Source organism: Pseudomonas moraviensis (assembly GCF_900105805.1).
GTDB lineage: Bacteria > Pseudomonadota > Gammaproteobacteria > Pseudomonadales > Pseudomonadaceae > Aquipseudomonas > Aquipseudomonas moraviensis_A.
The window spans coordinates 1,324,927-1,347,866 of the sequence record NZ_LT629788.1 but is presented as its reverse complement, the minus strand read 5'-3'; the positions used below and the strand labels follow the sequence as shown (position 1 = coordinate 1,347,866).

At 61.1% G+C, this 22,940-nt stretch carries 23 protein-coding genes; 12 read left to right on the top strand and 11 right to left on the bottom strand.

Annotated features, from left to right (window positions below; translation table 11 throughout):
* Positions 1-23: 23 nt before the first annotated feature.
* From BLU71_RS06510 to BLU71_RS06470, 8 genes are all read right to left on the bottom strand, one after another.
* On the bottom strand, positions 24-281 hold the full coding sequence (locus tag BLU71_RS06510; RefSeq protein ID WP_083352587.1) for a hypothetical protein: 258 nt from the start codon (positions 279-281) through the stop codon (positions 24-26).
* Positions 278-490 (bottom strand): hypothetical protein, encoded by a 213-nt coding sequence (locus tag BLU71_RS06505; RefSeq protein ID WP_042606783.1) that lies wholly within the window; start codon positions 488-490, stop codon positions 278-280. The genes BLU71_RS06510 and BLU71_RS06505 overlap by 4 nt, the downstream gene beginning before the upstream one ends.
* 257 nt (positions 491-747) lie before the next feature.
* On the bottom strand, positions 748-927 hold the full coding sequence (locus BLU71_RS06500) for a hypothetical protein (protein ID WP_016775003.1): 180 nt from the start codon (positions 925-927) through the stop codon (positions 748-750).
* A gap of 156 nt (positions 928-1,083) precedes the next feature.
* A complete protein-coding gene (locus tag BLU71_RS06495; RefSeq protein WP_083352586.1) occupies positions 1,084-2,259 on the bottom strand; it encodes a lactonase family protein in 1,176 nt (391 codons plus the stop codon).
* On the bottom strand, positions 2,246-2,557 hold the full coding sequence (locus tag BLU71_RS06490) for a DUF5629 family protein (RefSeq protein ID WP_083352585.1): 312 nt from the start codon (positions 2,555-2,557) through the stop codon (positions 2,246-2,248). The genes BLU71_RS06495 and BLU71_RS06490 overlap by 14 nt, the downstream gene beginning before the upstream one ends.
* A gap of 166 nt (positions 2,558-2,723) precedes the next feature.
* Entirely contained in the window at positions 2,724-4,304 is a 1,581-nt protein-coding gene (locus tag BLU71_RS06485; protein WP_083352584.1) for an aldehyde dehydrogenase (NADP(+)), read from the bottom strand.
* 9 nt (positions 4,305-4,313) lie between these two features.
* The gene (araD1, locus tag BLU71_RS06480) at positions 4,314-5,306 is read right to left on the bottom strand and encodes an AraD1 family protein (protein ID WP_083352583.1); all 993 of its coding nucleotides are present in this window, start codon (positions 5,304-5,306) and stop codon (positions 4,314-4,316) included.
* Positions 5,307-5,449: 143 nt separating this feature from the next.
* Entirely contained in the window at positions 5,450-6,772 is a 1,323-nt protein-coding gene (locus tag BLU71_RS06470; RefSeq protein ID WP_042606778.1) for an MFS transporter, read from the bottom strand.
* A gap of 192 nt (positions 6,773-6,964) precedes the next feature.
* Here BLU71_RS06470 and BLU71_RS06465 point away from each other — a divergent pair, with 192 nt between their 5' ends.
* The gene (locus BLU71_RS06465; protein ID WP_042606777.1) at positions 6,965-8,701 is read left to right on the top strand and encodes an IlvD/Edd family dehydratase; all 1,737 of its coding nucleotides are present in this window, start codon (positions 6,965-6,967) and stop codon (positions 8,699-8,701) included.
* 185 nt (positions 8,702-8,886) lie between these two features.
* Positions 8,887-9,606 (top strand): FadR/GntR family transcriptional regulator, encoded by a 720-nt coding sequence (locus BLU71_RS06460; protein ID WP_042606776.1) that lies wholly within the window; start codon positions 8,887-8,889, stop codon positions 9,604-9,606.
* Between the two features lie 274 nt (positions 9,607-9,880).
* On the opposite strand, the gene BLU71_RS06455 is transcribed toward BLU71_RS06460, so the two are convergent.
* Positions 9,881-12,265, bottom strand: coding sequence for an efflux RND transporter permease subunit (locus tag BLU71_RS06455; RefSeq protein ID WP_042606775.1), 2,385 nt, complete (start codon positions 12,263-12,265; stop codon positions 9,881-9,883).
* A complete protein-coding gene (locus tag BLU71_RS06450) occupies positions 12,262-13,305 on the bottom strand; it encodes a WD40/YVTN/BNR-like repeat-containing protein (protein WP_064363440.1) in 1,044 nt (347 codons plus the stop codon). Before BLU71_RS06450 ends, BLU71_RS06455 begins: the two co-directional genes overlap by 4 nt.
* A gap of 436 nt (positions 13,306-13,741) precedes the next feature.
* Here BLU71_RS06450 and BLU71_RS06445 point away from each other — a divergent pair, with 436 nt between their 5' ends.
* The 7 genes from BLU71_RS06445 to BLU71_RS06415 all read left to right on the top strand — a co-directional run bounded on the left by BLU71_RS06445 (position 13,742) and on the right by BLU71_RS06415 (position 19,085).
* Positions 13,742-14,332, top strand: coding sequence for an amino acid synthesis family protein (locus BLU71_RS06445; RefSeq protein WP_007968626.1), 591 nt, complete (start codon positions 13,742-13,744; stop codon positions 14,330-14,332).
* A 32-nt stretch (positions 14,333-14,364) separates the two neighbouring features.
* Complete coding sequence (locus BLU71_RS06440; RefSeq protein ID WP_042606773.1) at positions 14,365-15,198, top strand: alpha/beta fold hydrolase; 834 nt, start codon at positions 14,365-14,367, stop codon at positions 15,196-15,198.
* Complete coding sequence (locus tag BLU71_RS06435; RefSeq protein WP_083352582.1) at positions 15,195-16,676, top strand: aldehyde dehydrogenase; 1,482 nt, start codon at positions 15,195-15,197, stop codon at positions 16,674-16,676. Before BLU71_RS06440 ends, BLU71_RS06435 begins: the two co-directional genes overlap by 4 nt.
* Before the next feature lie 12 nt (positions 16,677-16,688).
* Positions 16,689-17,174, top strand: a complete 486-nt coding sequence (locus tag BLU71_RS06430; RefSeq protein ID WP_042606771.1) for a flavin reductase family protein — start codon at positions 16,689-16,691, stop codon at positions 17,172-17,174.
* A gap of 134 nt (positions 17,175-17,308) precedes the next feature.
* Positions 17,309-17,698, top strand: a complete 390-nt coding sequence (locus tag BLU71_RS06425) for a carboxymuconolactone decarboxylase family protein (protein WP_024013190.1) — start codon at positions 17,309-17,311, stop codon at positions 17,696-17,698.
* A 57-nt stretch (positions 17,699-17,755) separates the two neighbouring features.
* On the top strand, positions 17,756-18,520 hold the full coding sequence (locus BLU71_RS06420; RefSeq protein WP_042606770.1) for a GntR family transcriptional regulator: 765 nt from the start codon (positions 17,756-17,758) through the stop codon (positions 18,518-18,520).
* Between the two features lies 1 nt (position 18,521).
* Positions 18,522-19,085 (top strand): NUDIX hydrolase, encoded by a 564-nt coding sequence (locus BLU71_RS06415; protein WP_065616190.1) that lies wholly within the window; start codon positions 18,522-18,524, stop codon positions 19,083-19,085.
* Between the two features lie 122 nt (positions 19,086-19,207).
* Here the strand turns inward: BLU71_RS06415 and BLU71_RS06410 are convergent, their stop codons facing one another.
* The gene (locus BLU71_RS06410; protein WP_083352581.1) at positions 19,208-19,504 is read right to left on the bottom strand and encodes a DUF1330 domain-containing protein; all 297 of its coding nucleotides are present in this window, start codon (positions 19,502-19,504) and stop codon (positions 19,208-19,210) included.
* 68 nt (positions 19,505-19,572) lie between these two features.
* On the opposite strand from BLU71_RS06410, the gene ribBA reads away from it, so the two are divergent.
* The 3 genes from ribBA (at position 19,573) to BLU71_RS06395 (ending at position 22,935) form a co-directional block, all read left to right on the top strand.
* Positions 19,573-20,682, top strand: coding sequence for a bifunctional 3,4-dihydroxy-2-butanone-4-phosphate synthase/GTP cyclohydrolase II (ribBA, locus tag BLU71_RS06405; RefSeq protein WP_016775017.1), 1,110 nt, complete (start codon positions 19,573-19,575; stop codon positions 20,680-20,682).
* Between the two features lie 322 nt (positions 20,683-21,004).
* A complete protein-coding gene (locus BLU71_RS06400) occupies positions 21,005-22,030 on the top strand; it encodes an ABC transporter substrate-binding protein (RefSeq protein ID WP_016775018.1) in 1,026 nt (341 codons plus the stop codon).
* Positions 22,027-22,935, top strand: a complete 909-nt coding sequence (locus BLU71_RS06395) for an ABC transporter permease (RefSeq protein ID WP_064363445.1) — start codon at positions 22,027-22,029, stop codon at positions 22,933-22,935. Before BLU71_RS06400 ends, BLU71_RS06395 begins: the two co-directional genes overlap by 4 nt.
* Positions 22,936-22,940 lie beyond the last annotated feature (5 nt).

Sequence of the window (22,940 nt, the reverse complement as noted above, 5' to 3'; positions counted from 1 at the left end):
CTCGCCACAATGGTCCGCGTTGCCTACGCCAGTGCTTGGCACATGCCCAGTGCCATGCAATCCACTTCAAACGGTCCGAGAAAATCCACTGCGACCTTGGCCGGTGGATTGCCGGCCATCAGCCCCAGCGTGTTGGCGCGTTCGATGTTGTGCGTGATGTTGTGGTTGGCCTCTATGGCCCGGGCCAATCCGCCCACCGAGCCCTGGCCGAACCCCAGCAATGAGGCGCCGTTGGTCATCAATGCCAGACTGGCGATGACCCAGAGTCTGTAGCCTTTCATGCGCCGCCGACTCCTGCGAGTTCGGCCCTGTCGACCATCGCGCTTTGCGAGCGCAGTTCGAACTGGATGCCAGGGTGGGCGACGTCGATCGGGGCTTCGAAGCTGTGTTCCATCTGCGCGCCGATGCTGACGAACAGCACCACGGCCAGGTACAGACCGATGGCCAGATAGGCGCCGCGTTTGGCGGAAGTGAGGATTGCGCTGGCCATGGTGTTCTCCGTGGGCAAAGGTTTCGATGGCCACAGAATCAATCAAAAAAGCCGAGGCAACCACTCAGGGTTTGCCATAGTAAACATCAGCTTCGTTGATTATTTAGCCGCTCTATTTGCCGGCGAGAGAAAACCTATGAGTGGAGAACGCGTACGCGCGTAGGAGCTGCCGAAGGCTGCGATCTTTTGATTTTGCTTTTGAAAAACAAGATCAAGAGATCGCAGCCTTCGGCAGCTCCTACAGGGAGACGGGAATTTCAGGCTTGGGTTTTGTGATCCAGCGCGGCGTAGAAGTTGGCGCTTTGTTGCAGGTATTTCTGGGTGTAGCTCTGGGTGTGGGATTTTTTGCTGGCGATTTCGACGTTGGCACCGGCTGGCAATACCACGGTGGCAGAAATGGCGGAAGCGGCGATAACGGAGAAGAGATTGAAGTTCATGGCGGTAACCCTCGTGTTCGTTTGCATGTTTTGCCCGGTCGGGCTGTGAAACAAACGTAACGCTCGAGGGTTGTTCCCTTGAAATCTTTTGTAGCATTAGCCGTTATCAGTGCAATTAATACAACGATGCAGGCCCCGCAGACCGGGGCCTGTGGCTTATTGTCGCACTATAAATTTCAGATCGCTTGGCGCGTCGATCGGCAGTTTTTGCACGGTTTTGCCGAGCAGACCGGTCTTGGCATCACGTTCGACGACGACAATCTGGTTGCTCTTCTGGTTGGCGATCAGGACGAATTTACCGCTCGGATCGAGGGCAAACTCGCGCGGGTGATCACCCTCGACCGAGCGTTTTTGCAGCTCTTTGAGCTGGCCGCTCGCCGGGTCGATGCTGAACACCACCAGTTGATTGGCCGTGCCACGGTTGCTCACGTAGAGAAACTTGCCATCAGCTGAAGCATGCAGCGCCGCGCCCGCCTTGTCCGAGGTTGGCTGGCCCGCGGCGAGATCGACGAGTTGCGTCTGGGTCAGCACGCCATCGTTGTAATCGAACACTGCAACCTGCGCGCTCATCTCCATGGTCAGCCAGGCGTGTTTGCCGTCGGCGCTGAACAGCAGATGACGCGGGCCACTGCCGGCCGGCAAGGCTACCGAAGCGGTTTTCGCCGGAGTCAGCGGCAGGTGCGGGTTGGCCTTCGGATCATATTGATAGATGAAAACCTTGTCCGCGCCCAAGTCATTGGAGAACACGTAGCGACCGTCCGGCGAAGACACGGTCGAGTGCACGTGGTTGGAAGCCTGGCGCTCAGGGTTGACCCGACTGGCCGGGTGGCCGCTCATCTGCACCACCGGTTTCAGTTGACCGTCGCCATCGACCGGCAACACCGCCAGGGTGCCGCCCGGATCTTCCATCACCGAGTAGTTGCTGACGAACAGATGCTTGGCATCAGCACTGAGGCTGGAATGGGTCGGCTCGTTGCCCAGGCTCTGCACTTGATTGATCAGGCTCAGCGCATGGGTTTTCGGGTCGATGGCATAGCTGCTGACACGACCGACCGGATCGGTCTGGCCGGGGCCGTTTTCGTTGACCACGAACAGGCGTTTCTGGTCTTTCGAGAGTGTCAGCCACGATGGGTTTTCAGTCTTGACCACTTGCAGCGGCTTGGCATCGATCTGGCCGGTGGCGCTGTCGAACTGCATGCGGTAGATGCCCTGGCTGGAACCGGCGGTGTAAGAGCCGACCAGCAACTGCAAGGTCTCGGCGCTGGCGCTGGACAGGCCCATCGCGCCGACGCTGCCGGCCATCAGCAGGGGCCAGAAATTACGCATTTTCATTATCGTCATCCTCGTCGTCGCTGCTGCTGACTACGTCGCCGAGACACACCAGGCGATGCTCGCCCGTGGTCTTGGTGTCGCTGGCGAATCCGATGATCAGCCAGCTCTGCAGCGTCTCATCGAACGTCGCCGCCGCGACCTGCGCCGGGGTGAATTCCCAGTGCCTGGCTTCGCGACCGATCATGCATTCGATATGCAGGTTATCGTCCTCGTCGAGGGCGAATTCGAAGGCGTGCAGGCCATCGATTTCGACCATACCGCAGTGTTCGAGGGCGTTGAGAAGGGTTTGGGCAGTCATGGCAAACAGTCTTTCTAGGGGGGAAAGGGCCAATGATAGCTCATTGTCGAAACAGTCCCCTTGTAGGAGTGAGCCTGCTCGCGATAGCGGTGGGTCTCCAGCAGAGATGCTGAATTTAAGACCGTAATCGCGAGCAGGCTCACTCCTACAGGGGTTGTGGTTGGCTTTAGATCGCCTCACGCGATGGCTTGCCATCCACCAGGCGCTGGATACGCAGCGGGTTGGCGTTTTTCAGTGGCTCGGGCAGCAAGCTGTCCGGGTAGTTCTGGAAGCACACCGGGCGCAGGAATCGATCGATCGCCAGCGTGCCGACCGACGTGCCGCGCGCATCGGACGTCGCCGGGTATGGCCCGCCGTGCACCATCGAATCGCACACTTCGACACCGGTCGGATAACCGTTGAGCAGGATGCGCCCGACCTTCTGCTCCAGCAGCGGCGTCAGTTCGGCGAATTGCTCGAAGTCGGACTGTTCGCCGATGATCGTCGCGGTCAGTTGACCGTGCAGGCCATGCAGCGCCGCGCTGAGTTGGGCCTGATCGGCCACTTCAACGATGACCGTGGTCGGACCGAACACTTCTTCCTGCAGCACTTCGTCACCGTTGATCAACAGGCTGACATCGGCTTTGAACAATTGCGGCTGCGCCTGATTGCCCTGCTGCGGATTACCGGCCAGATGCTCGATGCCGCTGTGCGCCAGGAGTTTTTCCAGGCCTTTGCCATAGCTGCCGAGGGTGCCGGCATTGAGCATGGTTTGCGCCGGTTGATCGCCGATTGCAGCAGCGACTTGTTGGACGAACGCGCTGAACTGCGGCGAGCGGATACCGATGACCAGACCCGGGTTGGTACAGAACTGACCACAGCCCTGCACCACCGAAGCGGTGAGGTCACGCGCAACGGTTTCCGAACGCGTGGCCAGTGCCTGTGGCAGCACGATCACCGGGTTGATGCTCGACATCTCGGCAAACACCGGGATCGGTTGCGGACGTGCAGCGGCCATGTCGCACAAGGCGCGACCGCCCTTCAGCGAACCGGTGAAGCCAACCGCTTGAATCGCCGGATGCTTGACCAGCCATTCGCCCACGCCGCCACCGTAGATCATGTTGAACACGCCGGCGGGCATGCCGGTTTTTTCCGCTGCACGAATGATCGCGTCGGCGACCAGTTCAGCGGTGGCCATGTGGCCGCTGTGGGCCTTGAACACCACCGGGCAACCGGCGGCCAGTGCCGCTGCGGTGTCGCCGCCAGCGGTGGAGAACGCCAGCGGGAAGTTGCTCGCGCCAAACACCGCGACCGGGCCGAGGCCGATGCGGTATTGGCGCAGGTCCGGACGGGGCAGCGGCTGACGATCGGGCAATGCCAGATCGATGCGCGCGCCGTAGAAGTCACCGCGACGCAGGACTTTGGCGAACAAACGCATCTGGCCGCTGGTGCGACCGCGCTCGCCCTGAATGCGTCCGGCTGGCAGCGCGGTTTCGCGGCAGACCACGGCGACGAAATCATCGCCAAGAGCATCCAGTTCATCGGCGACGGCGTCGAGGAACTGCGCGCGGCGTTCGGCGCTGAGGCTGCGATACGTCGGGTAAGCCGCAGCGGCCGCTTTGGCAGCGGCGTCGACTTCTTCCGCCGTGGCCTGAATGAAATCGTTCGGCAGGGCCTCGCCAGTGCTGGCGTCGACCGAGTGCAGTTTGACGCTGCCGGCGGCGCTGCGCTGACCGCCGATGTAGTTGTGACCGAGAATCTGAGTCATGGGATCTCCTTAAAGGGTGCCGATGCTGTCCGGTTCAAAAGCCGCCTGGACCGGTGCGATACCGTTGACCAGCGGCGCGCCGAAGTCGGCTTGGCTGATCTCGAACTTGTCGCCCGGCTGGGTACGGATGCCGTCGGCAAAGGACAAAGTCGCAGTGCCGAAAAAGTGAATGTGCACGTCGCCCGGACGCAGGAACTGACTGTATTTGAAGTGGTGGTATTCGAGGTTCGCCAGGCTGTGGCACATGTTGGCCTCGCCGCTGAGGAACTCGTTTTGCCAGAGCACTTCGCCGTCACGCAGGATTCGGCTGGTGCCGGCAAGGTGTTGAGGCAATTCACCGGTGCGAAGTTCCGGGCCATAACTGCAACTGCGCAATTTCGAGTGTGCGAGGTAGAGGTAATTCTTGCGTTCCATGACGTGGTCGGAGAACTCGTTGCCCACCGCAAAACCGAGGCGATACGGCTTGCCGTCGTTGCCGATGATGTACAGGCCGGCCATCTCCGGCTCTTCACCGGCGTCTTCGGCAAACGGCGGCAGCGGAAACGGCTGCCCCGGACGCACGACGATGCTGCCGTCGCCCTTGTAGAACCACTCCGGTTGCACACCGGCCTGCCCCGCCGCCGGTTTGCCGCCCTCCACGCCCCATTTGAAAATGCGCATGGTGTCGGTCATCGCCGCTTCGTCGCCGGCCTGCTGGTGCATCTTGTCGCGGGCCGAAGCGCTGCCCAGGTGAGTCAGGCCGGTACCGCTGACCAGCATGTGCGCCGGGTCCGGGTGATCCAGTGGCGGCAGGATGCGCAGGTCTTTGAGCAACTGCGCGTAGTCATGGCTGGCGCCGAGGCCGAGGGTCTGCACTTGCTGCTCCAGGGAACCACCGGCCTCGATCGCGGCCAGGGCCAGATCACGGACACTGCGCGCGTCCTGGACTTCGCGGACCTGACCGTTGTCGACCACGCCGACCCGACGCTCGCCGTTGGATAATTCGAATTGAACCAGATGCATGATTTTCTCCTTTTCTCAATAACACCGCCGATCCCCTGTGGGAGCGAGCCTGCTCGCGAAAGCGGTGTGTCAGTCACCCACAATGCCGGGTGTGATGGCCTCTTCGCGAGCAGGCTCGCTCCCACAGGGCCAGTGTTGGTCAGTCAGGTTCGGGTCGCACCACGGGCACTCGCGGCGAACTGGTCGACGGGCAGCACATGCTTGCGTTCCAGAACGCGATAGACGATGCCCGTCAGAATCAGCCCGAACACCATCACGCCCGAGAGGAAATACAGCCCCGAAGCCAGATTGCCGGTGTACTCCTTCAATGCGCCGATCACGAACGGCCCGATGTAACCGCCGAGGTTGCCGACCGAGTTGATCAGGGCAATCCCAGCCGCAGCACTGGCACCGGCGAAGAAGCGCCCGGGCAGAGTCCAGAAAACGGCTGTGCACGAGAACAGCGCAAACGCCACCAGACACAGCGCCGCCAGTTGCGCGACCGGCATCGACAGCCAGGCGCTGAGGAACAGGCCCAGTGCACCGAGTACATAGAGCACCGCCAGGTGGCCGTAGCGATCATTCAAGCGGTCGGAGCTGCGCGGAATGATCAGCAGGCCAATGATCCCGAAAATGTACGGCACTGAAGAAACGAAACCGGTGACCAGATCGCTGCCGCCGAATTGTTTGATCAGCGTCGGCAGCCACAGGCCGAGGCCATAAATGCTCAGGGTCACTGGCAGATAGAACAGCGCCAGCAGCAACACGCGTTTGTCTTTCAGCGCGTGCAGCGGATTGCCGTGACGGGTCTGGCCGTACTCCTGCAGATCCTTTTTCAGTTCGCCGGTCAGCCAGTCTTTTTCCGCCTGATCCATCCATTTCACTTGCTGCGGACCGTCCGGCAGCCAGCGCAGCACCGGCCAGGTCAGCAGGATCGCCGGGGTACCGATGACGATGAACAGCCACTGCCAGCCGTGCAGACCGAGGATGCCATCCATGCCCAGCAAACCACCGGACACGGGACCGGTAATCATCATGGCGATCGGTTGCGACAGGATGAACAGGCCGAGGATCTTGCCGCGATGGCGCACCGGGAACCACTGGGTGATGTAGTACAGCACGCCGGGGAAGAAGCCCGCTTCGGCCGCGCCGAGCAGAAAGCGCATCACGTAGAAGCTGTGCGGCCCTTGCACGAAGGCCATGCCGATGGTGATCGCGCCCCAGGTGATCATGATCCGCGCAAACCAGCGCCGCGCGCCGAAGCGTTCGAGCATCAGGTTGCTGGGAATCTCGAGAAGGAAGTAACCAATGAAGAACAGCCCGGCGCCCAGGCCATAGGCCGCATCGCCGATGCCGATGTCGGCGCCCATGTGCAGCTTGGCGAAGCCGACGGCGGAGCGATCCACATAGGCGATCAGGTACAGCAGGATCAGGAAGGGAATCAGTTTCAGTGTGATGCGCCGGACAAGCCGCAGTTCCTGGCTCATGAGATCGGTCTCCGATTGTTGTTTTTATAGAACCTCGGGGGACGCCTCTCGCCAAAACAGCCAGGGCCTTCCCTCCGTCGAAAACGACTATATAGTAATACTAATTACCCAACAACACTTCCAAAGCGCCGATTTTGCGCTTAGATTAAGCGTCAGCTCGCAAACAATAGTCTTACAATAAGAGAAACGATCATGTCTGATAAGAAACCCACCCTGCGCTCCGCCCAATGGTTTGGCACGGCCGACAAGAACGGCTTCATGTACCGCAGCTGGATGAAGAATCAGGGCATCGCCGACCATCAGTTCCACGGCAAGCCGATCATCGGCATCTGCAACACCTGGTCGGAACTGACTCCGTGCAACGCGCACTTCCGCCAGATCGCGGAGCACGTCAAACGCGGGGTGATCGAGGCCGGTGGTTTTCCGGTGGAATTCCCGGTGTTCTCCAACGGCGAATCGAACCTGCGCCCGACCGCCATGCTTACCCGCAACCTGGCGAGCATGGACGTTGAAGAAGCGATTCGCGGCAACCCGATCGACGGCGTCGTGCTGCTCACCGGTTGCGACAAAACCACCCCGGCACTGTTGATGGGCGCGGCCAGTTGCGACGTACCGGCCATCGTCGTCACCGGCGGGCCGATGCTCAACGGTAAGCACAAGGGCAAGGACATCGGCTCCGGCACTGTCGTGTGGCAGCTCAGCGAACAGGTCAAGGCCGGCACCATCACCATCGACGATTTCCTCGCAGCCGAAGGCGGCATGTCGCGTTCGGCGGGCACCTGCAACACCATGGGCACCGCGTCGACCATGGCCTGCATGGCTGAAGCACTGGGCACTTCCCTTCCGCACAACGCCGCGATTCCGGCGGTGGATGCGCGGCGTTATGTATTGGCCCACATGTCTGGCATGCGCGCGGTGGAGATGGTTCGCGAAGACCTGAAACTGTCGAAGATCCTGACCAAGGAAGCCTTCGAAAACGCCATTCGCGTCAACGCTGCCATCGGCGGCTCGACCAACGCCGTGATCCACTTGAAAGCCATTGCCGGGCGCATTGGCGTCGAGCTGGATCTGGACGACTGGACCCGCATCGGTCGCGGCATGCCGACCATCGTCGACCTGCAACCGTCCGGGCGTTTCCTGATGGAAGAGTTCTACTACGCCGGTGGTTTGCCAGCGGTGCTGCGTCGCCTCGGTGAAGCCAATCTGATCCCTAACCCGAATGCCTTGACGGTCAACGGCAAATCCATCGGCGAGAACACCAGGGACGCGCCGATCTATGGCGAGGACGAGGTGATCCGCACCCTCGACAATCCGATTCGCGCTGACGGTGGCATCTGCGTGTTGCGCGGCAATCTGGCGCCGCTGGGTGCGGTGCTCAAGCCGTCCGCCGCTAGCGCTGAACTGATGCAGCATCGCGGGCGCGCCGTGGTGTTCGAGAACTTCGACATGTACAAGGCGCGGATCAACGATCCAGAGCTGGACGTCGATAAGGATTCGATTCTGGTGATGAAGAACTGCGGACCGAAGGGTTATCCGGGCATGGCCGAAGTCGGCAACATGGGCTTGCCGGCCAAGCTGTTAGCGCAAGGCGTGACCGACATGGTGCGGATTTCTGATGCCCGTATGAGCGGCACGGCGTACGGCACGGTGGTTTTGCACGTTGCACCTGAAGCCGCAGCGGGCGGGCCTTTGGCGGCGGTGCAGGAAGGCGACTGGATCGAACTCGATTGCGCCAGCGGCCGTTTGCACCTGGACATTCCCGACGCTGAACTGGCGGCGCGCATGGCGGATCTGCAAGCGCCGCAGCAATTGCTGGTGGGTGGCTATCGTCAGCTGTACATCGACCACGTGCTGCAGGCGGATCAGGGTTGCGACTTTGACTTCCTGGTGGGTTGCCGAGGGGCCGAGGTACCGCGCCACTCCCATTAACACAGCCACTCCCTGTAGGAGTGAGCCTGCTCGCGATGGCAATCTGTCAGTTGACAACTCTGGTGACTGACACACCGCAATCGCGAGCAGGCTCACTCCTACATTTGCTATGCATCAGCCTCAAGAATGCCGCACGCCTGCTATGATGCGCGGCATCTCCATCGCTCAGGATCGCGCCACTCCCCATGGATTACCGCAAACCTTCCGACCGTAAAAGCATGCACTCGCGCATCGTCCAAGAACTGGGCATGCAGATCGTCTCCGGACGCTTTTTGCCCGACGACAAACTGCCCGCCGAAGCCCTGCTCTGCGAGGAGTACGCGGTCAGTCGGCCGGTGTTGCGCGAAGCCACGCGGGTGCTGGTGGCCAAGGGGCTGGTGTATTCCAGGCCACGGGTGGGCACGGTGGTCAAGGCCCGTCGCGAGTGGCACATGCTCGACCCGGACGTGCTGCACTGGTTGATGCAAAGCAGCCCGCAGAATGAATTCTTCAACGTGCTGACCAGCGTGCGCAGCATCATCGAACCGGCCGCCGCCGCCCTCGCCGCCCAGCATGCGACGGATGCCGACATCGCCGCAATCAACGAAGCCTACCAACGCATGGAAGCCGCACCGACCCCGGAAGCGCTGTTGCAGCCGGACCTGGATTTCCATAGCCGGATTGCCGATGCGACCCACAATGACCTTCTGGCGAACCTGTGCAACATGTTGGCGGTGGCGATTGCCGAGGCGTTGAAGCATTCCAATCAGCGGCCGAATCTGCATGAATTGGCGTTGCCGAGGCACAAGGCGATTCTGACCGCCATCGAGAACCGCGATGCGCTCGGGGCCCGGCATGCGACGCTGGTGCAGTTGGATGATGCGCGCAGTGCGTTGAGTGTGGTGCTTGGGGCTGAGCTCTCTTAAGGCTTGAGACCGCTTGCCCTCACCCTAGCCCTCTCCCAAGGGGAGAGGGGACCGACCGGGTTGTGCTTCGTTATACATCGACCTGAAAAACCGAGTCGATTATGGATTCACAGCAGGGCGCTCAGGTCGGCGTAAATCTCTAATATCCCCCAATCAGTCCCCTCTCCCTCCGGGAGAGGGCTAGGGTGAGGGGCTCTTGACCTTGACCTTGATCTTCGTCCACAAAAAAGCCGCAACCCTCAAGGTTGCGGCTTTGTCATTTCAGCCTTTCAGATCAATGGGCAAACAGCGAATTGCCCTTCTGCCCCGCCAGTTTCTCCGGCTTGATCAGGAACTTCGCCAACGCTGGCAGCAGCCACAGTGCGCCGAACATGTTCCACAGCAGCATGAAGGTCAGCATCAGGCCCATGTCGGCCTGGAACTTGATCGCCGAGAAGATCCAGGTGCACACGCCGATCGCCAGGCACAAACCGGTGAACAGCACCGCTTTACCGGTAGATTTGAGTGTCTGGTAATAAGCTTCCTGCAACGGCAACCCGGCACGCAGGAAACTTTCCAGACGGCTGTAGATGTAGATGCCGTAGTCCACGCCAATCCCCACGCCCAGCGCGACCACCGGCAGCGTCGCGACTTTCACGCCGATGCCCATGAACGCCATCAGCGCGTTGCCGAGCACTGAAGTCAGCACCAGCGGCAGGACGATGCACAAGGTCGCCGCCCACGAGCGGAAGGTGATCATGCACATCACCGCGACGCAGATGTACACCAGAATCAGGATGGTCAGCTCAGCCTGCTTGATGACTTCGTTGGTGGCGGCTTCGATCCCGGCGTTACCGGCGGCGAGGATGAATTCCAGGCCGTCCTTGTTGTTTTCCTTGGCGAACTCCTGCACCGCTTGCACCGCGCGGTCGAGGGTTTCGGCCTTGTGGTCGTTGAGGAACACCAGCACCGGTGCCAGCGAGCAACTGTTGTTGTACAGGCCGTCGGCGCGGGCGATCGAGTTGTTCAGCACGTCCGGGTTGCGCGACAGGGTTTCCCATTTCAGGTTGCCCTCGTTCATGCCCTTGATCATCTGCTTGGACACAGTCACCAGCGAGATCGCCGACTGCACGCCCTCGGTGTTCTGCATCTTCCACATCAACTGATCGATCGGCGCCATGGCTTCATAACGCGAACAACCTTCGGCCTTGGTCTTGACCATCACCACCAGTACGTCAGAGCTGGTGGAGTAATTGCTGATGATGAAGTTGTTGTCCTTGTTGTAGCGCGAGTCCGGACGCAGTTCCGGCGCACCCTGGTCGAGGTCGCCGATTTTCAGGTTCTGGCTGTACCAGAGGCCGCCACCGAAGGCGATCAGCGCCAGCGCTACCGAGATCGGCGCGACTTTCGGGCTGGCAAAGTTCGACAGCAGGCGCCAGAACGGATGTTCGCGGTTGGCGTCCTTCTTGCTCTTGGCAATCGCGCGCTTGCTGATGCCGACATAGGAAATCGCCACCGGCAGCAGGATCAGGTTGGTGAACACGATCACCGCAACGCCGATGGACGCGCCGATGGCCAGTTCACGGATCACGCCGATGTCGATGATCAGCAGGGTGATGAAGCCCACGGCATCGGCGAGAATCGCGATCATCCCCGGCAGGAACAGCTGGCGGAAGGTGCGTCGTGCAGCGGTCAGGGCGTTATCGGCCTCGCTGGACTGCAGGGCGATACCGTTGATTTTCTGCACGCCGTGGGAAATGCCGATGGCGAAAATCAGGAACGGCACCAGCATCGAATACGGGTCGAGCCCGAAGCCGAAGAAGTGCATGAGTCCCAGTTGCCAGACCACCGCCACCAGCGTCGTACTCAACACGGCGATGGTGCTGCGCAGGCAGTTGGTGAACCACAACAGCAAAATCAGGGTGATGACGAAGGCGACACCGAAGAACAGCACCACCATCACCAGACCGTCGATCAGGTCGCCGACCTTCTTGGCGAAACCGACGATATGGATCTTGATGTTGGGGTTCTGCGCTTCGAACTTGTTGCGGATCTTGTCTTCGAGCTCATGGGAGAACTGGCGATAGTCCAGCGCCAGCAGCTTGCCTTGATCCTGCGGGTCCGGGTAGGCCTCCAGCAGCGGGATGTCGACGATGCTCGACTTGAAATCGTTGGCCACCAGACGCCCGACCTGACCGGACTTGAGCACGTTGTTACGCAGCAGGTCGAGGCTGTCCTGGGAGCCGTTGTAGCTCTGCGGAATCACTTCACCGCCGGCGAAACCCTCTTCGGTCACTTCGGTCCAGCGCACGCTCGGGCTCCACAGCGACTTCAGCCCGGAACGGTCGACGCCGGAAATGTAGAACACTTCGTCGTTGATCTGGCGCAGGGTCTCCATGTACTCCTTGGAGAAAATGTCGCCGTCGGTGGCCTCCACTGAAATGCGCACCGTGTTGCCGAGATTCGCCAGATCGTTGCGGTGCTCCATCATCTTTTCGATGAAGGGATGCTGCAGCGGGATCATTTTTTCAAAACTGGTCGACGGCCGGATCAGCGTGGCCTGCCAGAACAGGAAAATGCTCACCACCAGGCAGATCAGGATCACGGCCGGGCGGTTGTTGAAGATCAGGCGCTCGAGAACCGTCGCCTTTTCCTGCTGAGGAGTGATCAAGGAAGTCATAGCCCCGCCTTCTTGTTATTGGTCTCGGCACCGTTTGGCTGGGTGATGTGCAAACCACCCTGCCCGGTCAGAATCAGGTTGCCGTTGCCGGCGGCGGTGACCGACGACAGCGAAATGCGATCCGGGCGGTTGAACACGCTGAAGGTCTCGCCATTGTCACTGCTGCTGATCACCGAACCGCCGTTGCCGACGATGACGATCGAGCCGTCTTCCAGCAGTGTGCCGCCGGACAGTCCGAACTCCAGCGCACCGCGTGCGGCTTTCAGTTCGACCTGCTCCCAGTTACTGCCGAAATCGGTGGAACGGTAGAGGTTGCCGCGCAAACCGTAAGCCAGCAGGGTCTGCGGCTGGGCCGTGCCGATCACGCCGAACAATGAACCTTCGTACGGACCTTCGAGTTTTTCCCAGGTCTGGCCGTCATCGGCGGAGCGGAACATGCTGCCGGACTCGCCGACGATGAACAGCCCGGCGTCTTTCACAGAGGCGATGGCGTTGAGGTGGAACTGGTCTTCGTTGTCGAGGCGATCACTGACGTCTTCCCAGTGTTTGCCGCCATCGGTGGTTTCCAGCAGCGTGCCATAGGCTCCCACAGCAAAGCCGCTGCTGGCGTCCTTGAACCAGACGTCGAGCAGCGGCGATTCGCGTGCAAGGTCTTCGAATTGCTTGGTCCAGGTCAGACCGCCGTCTGCGCTGGCGAGAATCTGTGCGTCGTGGCCGACCGCCCAGCCGTTTTTGTCGTCGACGAAATACACGGCGGTAAGCAACTGGCGGGTCGGCACCTTGGCCTGGGTCCAGGTCTTGCCCTGGTCATCGGAATAGACGATGTGCCCGCGATCACCGACCGCGACCAGGCGCGCGCCGGCGTGGACGACATCGAGAATCAGGCTCTTTGCGGCCTTGGCCGATTCGGTGGCATAGACCACGTCAGCCGGGGCCTCGGCGGCAATCACAGGCGCCGATAACGTGGCAAAGCCCAGCAGCGAGAGAGCTGTGACCAGCAACGCGGTGTTGCGTAACGCCGGCGGGCGGCAACGACTCATAGACCTTCCCCTATTTATTATTGTTGGGCCATCGGGCCTTCAAGGGCGCCGCAAGGGTGCTCGACTACTGGCAGTTCAGAAGCATCCTCCTGAAACCCGCAATCCAGAGCCCCTTCGGAAGCTGGCTCATCCTATCGGGCTTTGCAAATGTCTGACAATCGGCGCCACGTTATCTTTTGTTAACCGCATTGCCGCTGATTTCCCGTGTAGGAGTGAGCCTGCTCGCGATGGCGGTGTTTCAGTCAGCAAATCATTGGCTGACAGCTCCCTATCGCGAGCAGGCTCACTCCTACAAGGGATCATGGGGGCTGGGAATTTGAACACATGACCATTCGCCGGGGTGATGAGGCAAATCTCGTCAGGGGGACTTGCAGGATCGGTATTATGGTATACCATCAGACGCACAGACACTCTCAATCCCCCAACGGAGCAGCTCATGAGTTTCGAAATTCGCAAGATCGTCAGCTATGTCGAAGAAACCTTCATCGAAGGCGGCAAGGCGACTGACAAGCCGGTGACCATGGTCGGCCTTGCCGTGGTGATGAAGAACCCTTGGGTGGGCAACGGTTTTGTCGAAGACCTCAAGCCACAGATCCGCGCCAACTGCTCCGACCTCGGCGCCATGATGGTCGAGCGTCTGGTCGGCATCATCGGCGGTGCCGAGAAGATCGAGGCCTACGGCAAAGCGGCGGTGGTCGGCGCTGACGGCGAGATCGAGCACGCGTCGGCGGTGATCCACACCCTGCGCTTCGGCAACCACTACCGCGAAGCAGTGAAAGCCAAGAGCTACCTGAGCTTCACCAACAAGCGCGGCGGTCCGGGCACGTCGATTCAGATCCCGATGATGCACAAGGACGACGAAGGCCTGCGTTCGCACTACATCACCCTGGAAATGCAGATCGAAGACGCGCCGCGTGCCGACGAAATCGTCGTGGTACTGGGTTGCGCCGACGGTGGCCGCCTGCACCCGCGCATCGGCAACCGCTACATCGATCTGGAAGAACTGGCCGCCGAAAAAGCCCAGTAATCACAACAAGAAAGGCATTGCAGGAGCGCTCCATGATTCGGCTCACCGCTGAACTCACCCCGGCTGGCACCAGTTACCTGGCGACCGGCCAAGGCCAGCCCGTGGTCTTGATCCACGGCGTGGGCCTGAACAAAGAAATGTGGGGCGGGCAGATTGTCGGCCTCGCCAGCCAGTATCAGGTGATCGCCTACGACATGCTCGGCCACGGCGCCAGCCCGCGCCCGGCCAGCGGCACCGACCTGCTCGGTTACGCTGATCAACTGCTCGAGCTGCTCGAGCACCTGAATCTGCCCCAGGCCGCGGTGATCGGTTTCTCCATGGGCGGCCTGGTCGCGCGGGCCTTTGCCCTGCATTACCCGGAGCGCCTGCAAAGCCTGGTGGTGTTGAACAGCGTGTTCAACCGCAGCGAAGAACAGCGTGCCGGCGTTATTGCCCGCACGGCGCAGGCCGCCGAGCATGGCCCGGACGCCAATGCCGAAGCCGCGCTGTCACGCTGGTTCAGCCGTGAATATCAGGCAGCCAACCCGGCGCAGATCGCCGCGTTGCGTCAGACACTGGCCAACAACGATCCGCAGGGTTACCTGACCACCTACGAATTGTTCGCCACCCAGGACATGTACCGCGCCGACGACCTGAGCAGCATTCAGGCGCCGACGCTGATCGCCACCGGCGAACTCGACCCCGGCTCGACCCCGGAAATGGCCGAGCAACTGGCCCGACGCATCCCCGGCGCGAAGGTTGCCGTGCTGCCCGAGCAACGGCATATGATGCCGGTAGAGTCGCCGCGTCTGGTCAATCAGATGCTGCTGGAATTCCTTCAATTCGCACACGCCCGACAAAACCATATAAAGGGGATCGTTGCATGACACTCGCACGCTTCCAGATGTGCATCGGCGGAGACTGGGTCGACGCCCTCTCCGGCAAGACCTTCGAAAGCCTCAACCCGGCCTCCGCGCAGGCCTGGGCGGAACTGCCCGACGCCGATGAAGCGGACGTCGAACGCGCCGTGCAAGCGGCGCAGACCGCTTTCGACAGCCCGGCGTGGCGTGGCCTCACTGCCACCGCGCGGGGCAAGTTGCTGCGTCGCCTCGGCGACCTGATCGCGGAAAACAAGGAACACCTGGCGCAGCTGGAAAGCCGCGACAACGGCAAGCTGATCCGCGAAACCCGTGGCCAGGTCAGCTACCTGCCGGAGTTTTTCCACTACACCGCAGGCCTGGCCGACAAGCTTGAGGGCGGCACCCTGCCGTTGGACAAGCCTGACCTGTTTGCCTACACCGTGCACGAAGCCATGGGTGTGGTCGCCGCGATCATTCCGTGGAACAGCCCGCTGTACCTGACCGCGATCAAACTGGCCCCGGCCCTCGCCGCCGGCAACACCATTGTGATCAAGCCGTCCGAACACGCCTCGGCAACCATTCTCGAGCTGGCGCGTCTGGCCCTCGAAGCCGGGATTCCGCCGGGCGTGGTCAACGTCGTCACCGGTTACGGCCCGAGCACCGGCGCCGCCCTCACCCGCCATCCGCTGATCCGCAAGATTGCCTTCACGGGCGGCGCGGCCACGGCACGGCATGTGGTGCGCAGCAGCGCCGAAAACTTCGCCAAGCTGTCGCTGGAACTGGGCGGCAAGTCGCCGAATATCATTTTTGCCGACGCCGATCTCGACAGTGCGATCAACGGCGCGATTGCCGGGATTTACGCGGCGTCCGGGCAGAGCTGCGTGTCCGGTTCGCGTTTGCTGGTGCAGGACGAAATCTACGACGAATTCGTCAATCGTCTGGTCGAACGCGCCCAGCGCATCCGCATCGGCAACCCGCAGGAAGACCATAGCGAGATGGGCCCGATGGCCACCGCGCAGCAACTGGCGGTGGTCGAAGGGCTGGTCGCCGATGCGATTGCCGAAGGCGCGCGTTTGCGCACCGGCGGCAAGCGTCCGGCGGATCTCGGCGAAGGCTGGTTCTACGAGCCGACGCTGTTCGAATGCGACCGTAATTCGATGAAGATCATGCAGGAAGAAGTGTTCGGCCCGGTGGCGTCGGTGATTCGCTTCAAAGACGAAGCCGAAGCACTGGCGATCGCCAACGACTCGCAGTTCGGCCTCGCCGCCGGCATCTGGACCCGTGACCTGGGCCGCGCCCACCGGCTGGCGCGCGATGTGCGCTCAGGAATTATCTGGGTCAACACTTACCGCGCAGTGTCGGCGTTGGCGCCGATCGGCGGTTTCAAGAACAGTGGCTATGGACGCGAAAGCGGCATCGACTCGGTGCTGGCCTACACCGAACTGAAAACGGTGTGGATCAACCTCTCCCAGGCGCCAATGCCTGATCCGTTTGTGATGCGCTAGGAGTCCTGCGAGATGATCGAACCCGGCATTTACAAAGACGTCATGAGCTCGTTTCCGTCCGGCGTCACGGTGGTCACCACCCTCGACCCGGACGGCGGCATCGTCGGCATTACCGCCAGCGCGTTCAGCGCGCTGTCGATCGACCCGGCGCTGGTGCTGTTCTGCCCCAACTACGCCTCCGACACTTACCCGGTGCTGCGCGACAGCAAGAAATTCGCTATCCACTTGCTCTCCGCCGAACAGACCGCCGAAGCCTACGCGTTCGCCGGCAAGGGCAAGGAAAAGGCCAAGGGCATCGAGTGGCATTTGAGCGATTTGGGTAACCCGATCCTGGCCAAGGCGACGGCAATCATCGAGTGCGAGTTGTGGCGTGAGTACGACGGTGGTGATCACGCAATCATCGTCGGCGCGGTGAAGAACCTGATCCTGCCCGAGCAACCGGTGACACCAATGATTTACCACAAGGGCAAGCTGGGTGCGTTGCCCACCCTGACCTGAAGGATTCACACAAATCCCCTGTGTAGGAGCTGCCGAAGGCTGCGATCTTTTGATCTTGTTTTCAAAAGTCAAAGTCAAAAGATCGCAGCCTTCGGCAGCTCCTACACCAGGGATCTGTGGTGACTGGAGGAATAATGAGTAACGAAAAGTACGAAAAAGGCCTGCAGATCCGTACGCAGGTATTGGGCGAAGCTTACGTGCAACGTTCAATAGAGAACGCCGATGACTTCACCCGTCCGCTGCAGGAAATGGTCACCGAATACTGCTGGGGCCATGTCTGGGGGCGCGAGGGTCTGTCGCTCAAGGAGCGCAGCATGATCAACCTGGCGATGATCTCGGCGCTCAACCGCCCGCACGAACTCAAGCTGCATGTGCGTGGCGCCTTGCGTAACGGCCTGAGTCGTGAGCAAATACGCGAAATTCTGCTTCAGGTCGGCATTTATTGCGGCGTTCCGGCGGCCGTGGACAGTTTCCGGCTGGCCCGTGAAGCCTTTGCCGAAGCCGACGCCGAGGCCTCCAGTTAACCCTCGGCTGTTTTGATGCCCGTCTGGCATGGACAGCCAAGCTCAAGAGCGGACCCGATGAAACGCCAGCCACTTGACGACAGCTTCAAGGTCAATCGCAACCCCGTTACCCTGCGCGAAATCGTGCTGGACAAACTGCGTAGCGCGATCATGAATTTCCAGCTCATGCCAGGTGATCGCCTGGTCGAACGCGACCTGTGTGATCGCCTCGGTGTCAGCCGCACTTCGGTGCGCGAAGCCCTGCGTCACCTTGAATCCGAAGGCCTGGTGGAATTCGCCGACGCCAAAGGCCCGCGTGTGGCGATCATCACCCTCGCCGATGCCGTCGATATCTACGAATTGCGTTGCGTACTCGAAGGTCTGATCGTGCAGTTGTTCACCCTGCGCGCCAAAGCCAAGGACATCAAGGCCCTGGAAAAGGCCCTCGATGACAACCGCAAGGCGTTGAAGGACGGCGAGTTGCAACAGGTGATCGACTCGGTGCAGGGCTTCTACGACGTGCTGCTGGAAGGCTCGGGCAACCATGTCGCTGCCACCCAGTTGCGCCAGTTGCAGGCGCGCATCAGCTACCTGCGCGCGACCTCGGTGTCCCAGGAAAACCGCCGCGGCGCGAGTAACCACGAGATGGAAAAAATGGTCGAGGCGATCAAGAGCGGTGATCCGCTGGCGGCGCATCAGGCCTGTGTCGATCACGTCCGCGCGGCCGCTGCCGTGGCCCTCGATTACCTCAAGCGCAAGCAGGAAGAAACCGGCGTCGCCGTCAAGGGCACCCCGGCGATCACCCTGCCGATCGCACTGAAAGAACCGCGCATAGGTCAATGACATGTTCAGCCCGAGCTTTTGCCCGAAATGCGGTGGCCCTGACCTCGGTCAGCAGACGCCGCCGGGCGATACGCACGAGCGCCTGATGTGCCGCGGCTGCGGCTATATCCACTACGTCAATCCGAAGATCATTGCCGGCTGCATCATTGAGCAGGACGGCAAATACCTCTTGTGCCAACGGGCGATCCCGCCGCGCCCGGGCACCTGGACCCTGCCCGCCGGTTTCATGGAAAGCTTTGAGACCACCGAGCAGGCGGCGCTGCGTGAAGTCTGGGAAGAAAGCGGCGTGCGCGCGGAAATCGTCTCGCCGTACTCGATTTTCAGCGTGCCGAAGATCAGCGAGGTGTACATCATCTTCCGCGCCATTGCCCTGGAGATCACCGGGCAGTACGGGCCGGAAACCCTGGATTACAAGTTCTTCGCCCCTGAAGACATTCCGTGGGAGCAGATCTACTACCCGGCGATCCGGCAGATTCTCGAGCGCTATATCGAAGAGCGCCAGGCCGGGGTGTACGGGATTTACATGGGCAATGATGACAGCGGCAAGATTCACTTCATGCGCTGACAACGCTTCGCTTTCTGTAGGAGTGAGCCTGCTCGCGATAGCGGTGTATCAGCTAGAGAATTGCTGACTGACACACCGCTATCGCGATCAGGCTCACTCCTACACGGGTTTGGTGGTGTTGCCTAAACTGGGGCGACGCCTTCGACGATGATGATCTCCGCCCTCGCCCATCCCTCGCGGTAACTTTTCGCTTCCTGATACGCCGCCGAGCGGTAGCACGCCACGGCCTGCTCGTAGCTCTCGAACTCGATGATCACCGTGCGCTGCGGCGTCTGCCGGCCTTCCAGCGCTTCGCTGCGCCCGCCTCTGGCGACAAACTTCCCGCCGAATGCAGCAATCGCCTGCGGGGTACGCTGGGTGTATTGGCTGTAGTGCTCGGCATCGGCTATATCCACGTGTGCAATCCAGTACGCCTTCATAGTGACCTCTTTGTTGATTTTGTATTATGGTATACCAATATATTTCCAACGAACCCTGAGAGTCCAGCATGGCCTTCAACAGCATCGAAGAAATCATCGAAGATTATCGCCTCGGCAAAATGGTCCTGCTGGTCGATGACGAAGACCGCGAGAACGAAGGCGACCTGCTGCTGGCTGCCGATCGCTGCACGCCGGAGGCAATCAGTTTCATGGCTCGCGAAGCGCGCGGGCTGATCTGCCTGACCCTCACCGACGAACATTGCCAGCGTCTGGGCCTGGAGCAAATGGTACCGGCCAACGGCAGCGTGTTCAGCACGGCGTTTACCGTGTCGATCGAAGCGGCGGTTGGCGTGACTACCGGCATCTCCGCGGCGGATCGTGCCTGCACCGTTGCCGCCGCCGTCGCGCCGAATGCCCGCGCCGAAGACCTGGTGCAGCCCGGTCACATCTTCCCGTTGCGCGCCAAGGAAGGTGGCGTGCTGACCCGCGCCGGGCATACCGAGGCCGGTTGCGATCTGGCGCGCCTCGCCGGTTTCACCCCGGCCTCGGTGATCGTCGAAGTCATGAACGACGACGGCACCATGGCCCGCCGCCCGGATCTGGAGCAGTTCGCACGCAAGCACGGGATCAAGATCGGCACCATCGCCGACCTGATCCACTACCGCCTGAGCACCGAGCACACCATCGAACGCATCGGCGAACGTGAGCTGCCGACGGTGCATGGCACGTTCCGTTTGATCACCTTCGAAGACCGCATCGAAGGCGGCGTGCACATGGCGATGGTCATGGGCGACTTGCGTCGCGAAGAGCCGACGCTGGTGCGCGTGCACGTGATCGATCCGCTGCGCGATCTGGTCGGTGCCGAGTACAGCGGGCCGACGAACTGGACGCTGTGGGCGGCGCTGCAACGGGTCGCGGCGGAAGGTCATGGGGTTGTGGTGGTGCTGGCCAACCACGAATCGTCGCAGGCGTTGCTGGAGCGCGTGCCGCAACTGACCCAGCCGCCGAGGCAGTTCAGCCGCTCGCAGTCGCGGATCTATTCCGAAGTCGGGACCGGGGCGCAGATTCTGCAGAATCTGGGGGTTGGCAAGCTGCGGCACCTCGGCCCACCGCTGAAGTATGCAGGGTTGACCGGGTATGACCTCGAGGTGGTTGAGAGCATCCCTTTCACCGAATAACTTTCGTCGAGCACGAATCCAAATGTAGGAGTGAGCCTGCTCGCGATAGCGGTGTGACATTCAGCAATGATGTTGACTGACACACCGCTATCGCGAGCAGGCTCACTCCTACAAGGGGTTTGCATTTCAGATCCATTTCTTCGAACCACAAAAAAGGACAGCTCCCAGATAACCGGTAAGGCAAAGTGCTTGCACAAAGTTTGGAATACCATAATATGATATTCCATAGACCGGGCGACCTGAAAAACCGTCCAGCTACTGCTCCCGACAGGCGGGCAACAACGCAAGGCCCGCTCAAAAACACAACAATGAGGGCGTGAACATGGTGTTGAACAAAGCTGCAACCGCGATCTTTTTCGCGGGACTGCTCAGCGTTACCGGCCAGGCTGCAATGGCCGCCGAAAGCGTGAATTTTGTCAGTTGGGGCGGTAGCACCCAGGATGCGCAGAAACAGGCCTGGGCCGATCCGTTCAGCAAGGCCAGCGGCATCACCGTCGTGCAGGACGGGCCGACCGACTACGGCAAACTCAAGGCCATGGTCGAAAGCGGCAACGTGCAGTGGGACGTGGTCGATGTCGAAGCCGATTTCGCCCTGCGCGCCGCTGCCGAAGGCCTGCTCGAACCCCTCGATTTCAAAGTGATCCAGCGCGACAGGATCGACCCGCGCTTCGTCAGCGATCACGGCGTCGGTTCGTTCTTCTTCTCCTTCGTCCTCGGCTACAACGAGGGCAAGCTCGGCGCCAACAAGCCGCAGGACTGGAGCGCGCTGTTCGACACCAAGACCTACCCGGGCAAACGCGCCCTCTATAAATGGCCAAGCCCCGGCGTGCTCGAACTGGCGTTGCTGGCCGATGGCGTCGCGGCTGACAAGCTCTACCCGCTGGACCTGGATCGCGCTTTCAAGAAACTCGACACCATCAAGAAAGACATCGTCTGGTGGGGCGGCGGCGCGCAGTCGCAGCAGTTGCTGGCGTCCGGTGAAGCGAGCATGGGCCAGTTCTGGAACGGGCGCGTCCACGCCTTGCAGGAAGACGGCGCACCGGTCGGCGTGAGCTGGAAACAGAACCTGGTCATGGCCGACATTCTGGTCATCCCCAAAGGCTCGAAGAACAAGGACGCGGCGATGAAATTCCTCGCCAACGCCAGCAGCGCCAAGGGCCAGGCCGATTTCTCCAATCTGACCGCCTACGCCCCGGTCAACCTCGACAGTGTGGAGCGTCTGGATTCGACGCTGGCGCCCAACCTGCCGACGGCTTACGCCAAGGATCAGATCACCCTTGATTTCGCATACTGGGCCAAGAACGGTCCGGCTATCGCGACACGGTGGAACGAATGGCTGGTCAAATGAAAATCGCGGCCACTGCGCCCCGTCCCTCCACTGCCACCGGGAGCGCCGCGGGCGCTACCGGCTCGGCGTTCAAACAACGCTGGCGCGGCGCCGGCAACCTCGTCCCGGCGCTGTTGTTTCTCGGCCTGTTCTTCCTCGCGCCGCTGATTGGTTTGCTGCTGCGCGGCGTGCTGGAACCGGTGCCTGGCCTTGGCAACTACGAACAACTGTTCGCCAACTCGGCCTATGCGCGAGTGCTGCTCAACACTTTTTCGGTGGCCGGGCTGGTGACGCTGTTCAGCCTGCTGCTGGGCTTTCCGCTGGCCTGGGCAATCACCCTGGTGCCGCGCGGCTGGGGGCGCTGGATCCTCAACATCGTGCTGCTGTCGATGTGGACCAGCCTGCTCGCCCGCACCTATTCGTGGTTGGTGCTGTTGCAAGCCTCGGGGGTGATCAACAAGGCGCTGATGGCCATGGGCATCATCGATCAGCCGCTGGAAATGGTGCACAACCTGACCGGCGTGGTGATCGGCATGAGCTACATCATGATTCCGTTCATCGTCCTGCCGTTGCAGGCGACCATGCAGGCCATCGACCCGATGATCCTGCAGGCCGGCTCGATCTGCGGCGCGAGTCCGTGGACCAACTTCTTCCGGGTGTTCCTGCCGCTGTGTCGGCCGGGTCTGGCCTCGGGCGGTCTGATGGTGTTCGTGATGTCGCTCGGTTACTACGTCACCCCGGCGCTGCTTGGCGGGGCGCAGAACATGATGCTGCCGGAGTTCATCATTCAGCAGGTGCAGTCTTTCCTCAACTGGGGCCTGGCCAGTGCCGGCGCTGCGTTGCTGATCGCAATCACCCTGGTGCTGTTCTACTTCTACCTGAAGCTTCAGCCGGAATCCCCGGTTGGGGCCAGTAACGCGAGGTAAGCCGA

What these genes read in the sequence shown, in the direction of transcription:
- BLU71_RS06510 (WP_083352587.1), bottom strand. Translation starts at nt 281, where the DNA reads ATGAAAGGCTACAGACTCTGGGTCATCGCCAGTCTGGCATTGATGACC.
- BLU71_RS06505 (WP_042606783.1), bottom strand. Translation starts at nt 490, where the DNA reads ATGGCCAGCGCAATCCTCACTTCCGCCAAACGCGGCGCCTATCTGGCC.
- BLU71_RS06500 (WP_016775003.1), bottom strand. Translation starts at nt 927, where the DNA reads ATGAACTTCAATCTCTTCTCCGTTATCGCCGCTTCCGCCATTTCTGCC.
- BLU71_RS06495 (WP_083352586.1), bottom strand. Translation starts at nt 2,259, where the DNA reads ATGAAAATGCGTAATTTCTGGCCCCTGCTGATGGCCGGCAGCGTCGGC.
- BLU71_RS06490 (WP_083352585.1), bottom strand. Translation starts at nt 2,557, where the DNA reads ATGACTGCCCAAACCCTTCTCAACGCCCTCGAACACTGCGGTATGGTC.
- BLU71_RS06485 (WP_083352584.1), bottom strand. Translation starts at nt 4,304, where the DNA reads ATGACTCAGATTCTCGGTCACAACTACATCGGCGGTCAGCGCAGCGCC.
- araD1 (WP_083352583.1), bottom strand. Translation starts at nt 5,306, where the DNA reads ATGCATCTGGTTCAATTCGAATTATCCAACGGCGAGCGTCGGGTCGGC.
- BLU71_RS06470 (WP_042606778.1), bottom strand. Translation starts at nt 6,772, where the DNA reads ATGAGCCAGGAACTGCGGCTTGTCCGGCGCATCACACTGAAACTGATT.
- BLU71_RS06465 (WP_042606777.1), top strand. Translation starts at nt 6,965, where the DNA reads ATGTCTGATAAGAAACCCACCCTGCGCTCCGCCCAATGGTTTGGCACG.
- BLU71_RS06460 (WP_042606776.1), top strand. Translation starts at nt 8,887, where the DNA reads ATGGATTACCGCAAACCTTCCGACCGTAAAAGCATGCACTCGCGCATC.
- BLU71_RS06455 (WP_042606775.1), bottom strand. Translation starts at nt 12,265, where the DNA reads ATGACTTCCTTGATCACTCCTCAGCAGGAAAAGGCGACGGTTCTCGAG.
- BLU71_RS06450 (WP_064363440.1), bottom strand. Translation starts at nt 13,305, where the DNA reads ATGAGTCGTTGCCGCCCGCCGGCGTTACGCAACACCGCGTTGCTGGTC.
- BLU71_RS06445 (WP_007968626.1), top strand. Translation starts at nt 13,742, where the DNA reads ATGAGTTTCGAAATTCGCAAGATCGTCAGCTATGTCGAAGAAACCTTC.
- BLU71_RS06440 (WP_042606773.1), top strand. Translation starts at nt 14,365, where the DNA reads ATGATTCGGCTCACCGCTGAACTCACCCCGGCTGGCACCAGTTACCTG.
- BLU71_RS06435 (WP_083352582.1), top strand. Translation starts at nt 15,195, where the DNA reads ATGACACTCGCACGCTTCCAGATGTGCATCGGCGGAGACTGGGTCGAC.
- BLU71_RS06430 (WP_042606771.1), top strand. Translation starts at nt 16,689, where the DNA reads ATGATCGAACCCGGCATTTACAAAGACGTCATGAGCTCGTTTCCGTCC.
- BLU71_RS06425 (WP_024013190.1), top strand. Translation starts at nt 17,309, where the DNA reads ATGAGTAACGAAAAGTACGAAAAAGGCCTGCAGATCCGTACGCAGGTA.
- BLU71_RS06420 (WP_042606770.1), top strand. Translation starts at nt 17,756, where the DNA reads ATGAAACGCCAGCCACTTGACGACAGCTTCAAGGTCAATCGCAACCCC.
- BLU71_RS06415 (WP_065616190.1), top strand. Translation starts at nt 18,522, where the DNA reads ATGTTCAGCCCGAGCTTTTGCCCGAAATGCGGTGGCCCTGACCTCGGT.
- BLU71_RS06410 (WP_083352581.1), bottom strand. Translation starts at nt 19,504, where the DNA reads ATGAAGGCGTACTGGATTGCACACGTGGATATAGCCGATGCCGAGCAC.
- ribBA (WP_016775017.1), top strand. Translation starts at nt 19,573, where the DNA reads ATGGCCTTCAACAGCATCGAAGAAATCATCGAAGATTATCGCCTCGGC.
- BLU71_RS06400 (WP_016775018.1), top strand. Translation starts at nt 21,005, where the DNA reads ATGGTGTTGAACAAAGCTGCAACCGCGATCTTTTTCGCGGGACTGCTC.
- BLU71_RS06395 (WP_064363445.1), top strand. Translation starts at nt 22,027, where the DNA reads ATGAAAATCGCGGCCACTGCGCCCCGTCCCTCCACTGCCACCGGGAGC.